The sequence below is a fragment of the Mordavella massiliensis genome, assembly GCF_016901695.1.
Taxonomy (GTDB): domain Bacteria; phylum Bacillota; class Clostridia; order Lachnospirales; family Lachnospiraceae; genus Claveliimonas; species Claveliimonas massiliensis_A.
In genome coordinates this window covers 1-3,369 of sequence record NZ_JACJKS010000037.1, presented here as the reverse complement: position 1 = coordinate 3,369, position 3,369 = coordinate 1, and the positions used below count along the sequence as shown (strand labels likewise).

Here is a 3,369-nt window from a genome sequence, read left to right as displayed (position 1 = left end):
TTGTATTCATGGTCATATTTACGTGCCACTTTGAATTCCTCCTTATTCTCTTGGTTTTATTATGAAATCCTTGAGAATAAGCTGTCAACTTTTTTTATACCACACCATAAACAGATACTTTACAACAAGTTTACAACTTTTGAAAAGCGTTCTGATATGATGAAAATGGAGTGAATTATTTTTATGAATACATGGTGAACAAAATGTATTAGAGGTTATTAAGTATGGTTGTGTTAAATATATTTGGGAAAATTGAACCAATTTGTATCTCCAATAAATTAAAATTATATATTTCAAATCTCCCTAATGGAGAAAGTAACAATTGGAATAAAGAATTAGTAGATGAAATGCGCACAGCAGTAAAGATGAATATTATTGAAAGTGAAAAGTTAGGAATGAAACCTAATATAAATATTAGGGAAATATATTCTCGACACTTTCCGCAAAATCCTTTGTCTGATGATACCACGGAAGATGTGTATCTGCAAAAAATTGCAGATAATATGATTTGTTTATATTTTGATTATTCATATCAAGATATGCCATTAGGGGATTGGGATACAAATTGTTTTGATGGACGGCTTTGTGAAGAGGATTATGCGGAAAAAGTTATAGATTTTATAAACTTTGCATCAAGTGGTAAATCCACACAAATACCCAGTTTTGTGCCCCAATGGGTATATTCATCCAATCATGATTTGCAAAATTGTCACCGTATTTTTTGGGGAGAGCAGCATGCTGAAATATATATTGAGTCGTTAAAAAAATGGGGACAAATATTTGACACTTTTTTAAAATATAAAAATGATTATTTACAACTAGATTATTTAATGAATTCAATTCATACAGATAATGATTATAATACATACCACTATTTTAAAATGTATTCATTATGTCAATTATTTTTGGAGAAAAGTAAAGAGTCTGAATTGGATTGGAAACTTCCGCAATTTTTGGACCATAATTATCCATTAGAGGAAAGAAATGAAATTGCAAAACTATTACGACAGATGCGAAATAAAATTGCCCACGGAGATTTTATTGGTCTTGAGAACAAGATAGAAGAATATGCTCAGAAAGTGATGGACGGAAGGTATAGTTTTGATTATTCGGAGTATAGTCGGAAAAATTGGGTTTTGTTAAATGCCTGTTGTTTACTGGAAGATACTGTAAGAAATATTATAATAATGTTGTTTACAGATAGAGAAAAATTAAAGTCGATAAAAGATTCGACTAATATAATATTATAGAAAAGATATAAAGAACAAGTTGTTTGTTATGATATGTTCTTCTATAATAAATTCAATCATCAAATATGGGTATTGTTTCAGCTGATGATAAGCCAAAGATAGTATACGAAAAATAAGTCATTAAAGTTTAGATATTTTATTTTTACTATGGCGAATTATAGAAGTAGTGTGTTTTGTTATTAGAATTTTTAAGGAGACTATTGGATGAATTTTGAAGTGAATACAGTGGTTGACAAACCAGAGGATTGGCCAGCTAATGCAATTGAATGTCAGTTAGAAAATATACGTACACAACTAGAGCGGTTTAAAGAAGAGCCTAACTATAAGAATAAAGAAGTTTTGATTTCATTAGTCTCTGATTACGATCTCAATCAAAGATCTACGTTAGGTCTTTTTAGAACTACTGAATATGAAGTGGCTTGCATAAATTCTCTTTTTATAGACTCTTTAATGCATCAGTCTAATACACTGAAAACGTATTTATATGAATTAGTTGGATACAAAACAAGGATGCAGAAGATTGCATCATGGTTTCCGGAAGGAAATACAACATTAGAAGTAAAGGAATTTGAAGGGTTATTTCCTCAGCTAAAGTTATATTACTTTACATATCAAAAATTTACTGTTGAGAAAAATAAGAATTATGCAGAGCAATTGGTTGAAGTTATAGAGGATATGATTAAGTACTCACAAGATAATGATAGTGAAGACGTATTCCAAGAAATGGTGGCAAGTATTACTAATGCCTATATATCATTATTGAATGATATAAGCTATTTTAGATGTAAAAAGAGGACAAGAATTTGGGCTTTTAGCCGTGACGAAATATATATGTTATTTCAACTGGCAGCAAAATTAATTAGACTTAATGGAGATTCACCAGTTGTACGCCCGCTAAAGGGGGTGCTTATGACAAGTATTAGTAACTATATTTTGAAATCACGAAATGATTATAATGAGGATTATGTGTGCAAGTATATTAGTGCTGAAGTTGCAGAAAAAAGCATAAGTAATCATCAAATCTGGATGTCAATAATTGAAAATTTAAATGATAATAGGGAGCAAAGAGTAGTTCCAGAATTATTTGAAGAGAATGGATGGAATAGATATTCTTGGGCAAAAAATATTGACTTTGAGCCCAAAAGAAAATATTATGTGTCATCTTTTTGCAAGTCAATGAATGATTCTGAAATGAGTAAAGAATATGGGGCATGTATTTATGGATATAAAGATGATCGTATGGCTGAAGTATTGGCACCAATTATGTTTTGGAATAAGAGGAGTGAAAAAATCCCTGTTTTTACGCAAGTTGTTGCATTTGATGTAATCTATAACAGGGAGGAGGCTAAAAAGGAAATAGAATTTCTTTGTAGTATCATAGATTGTTTTGATATGAATGATACAGATAAAACTAAGTTTTTAGAAGAAATTTTACAATATTGGATCTTATCAGTCAAAGATTCAAAATGGTCACATGAACAAGAGCGCAGATATGTTCTTTTTATGTATGATGACTATGATTATAATGAGGTAGATACAAGTGATCCTAAATTTTTGAAATTAAAGACCTCTTTATTTATTGAGCCGGATTTTATATTGGGTCATAATCCTGTAAAAGATTATATCAGAATGATGGTTGATGATAAAAGATATGCAATTTCTATGAAGTCATATATGTTTTGTCAGAACTGTCTAAATAGAGATTTTGATATAATTGCAGGATATGAGAAAGCTAATATATGCCCAATTTGCGGGTCCAAAGATGTATCTATAGTATATCCCAGCTAAAATAAATAAAAATTATACCTTTTATGTGGATTCGTTTTTCAGACCAGTTTTAGATTCGATTAAATTCAAAACAACAACACTATTATTCGCATAAACATTGAATTTTTAAGCATTATAGCAACTCAAAAATCAATCAATTTATCACGATTAATAGAGGCTAGATATAACAAAATAGAGGTATTCGGGATAACCATCAAGGGAAAAGGGAGGTGGCGTAAAATGCGGCGGTGTGAAAGTTTTTCTGTAAATACGTAAATATAAGAGGTTCTTCTATGATAAAATCTAAATCATAGGAGGGCCTTTTATTATGGCAAAACAAAAGAAACCTGTT

At 30.1% G+C, this 3,369-nt stretch carries 2 protein-coding genes; both read left to right on the top strand.

Going from position 1 to position 3,369, the window contains the following annotated elements:
• The first annotated feature begins 224 nt into the window (after positions 1–224).
• Positions 225–1,250 carry a hypothetical protein gene (locus H6A20_RS12900; protein WP_204907507.1) on the top strand — a complete coding sequence of 342 codons (1,026 nt, stop codon included), beginning with the start codon at positions 225–227 and terminating at the stop codon, positions 1,248–1,250.
• Positions 1,251–1,454: 204 nt separating this feature from the next.
• Positions 1,455–3,038, top strand: coding sequence for a hypothetical protein (locus tag H6A20_RS12895; protein WP_204907506.1), 1,584 nt, complete (start codon positions 1,455–1,457; stop codon positions 3,036–3,038).
• Positions 3,039–3,369 lie beyond the last annotated feature (331 nt).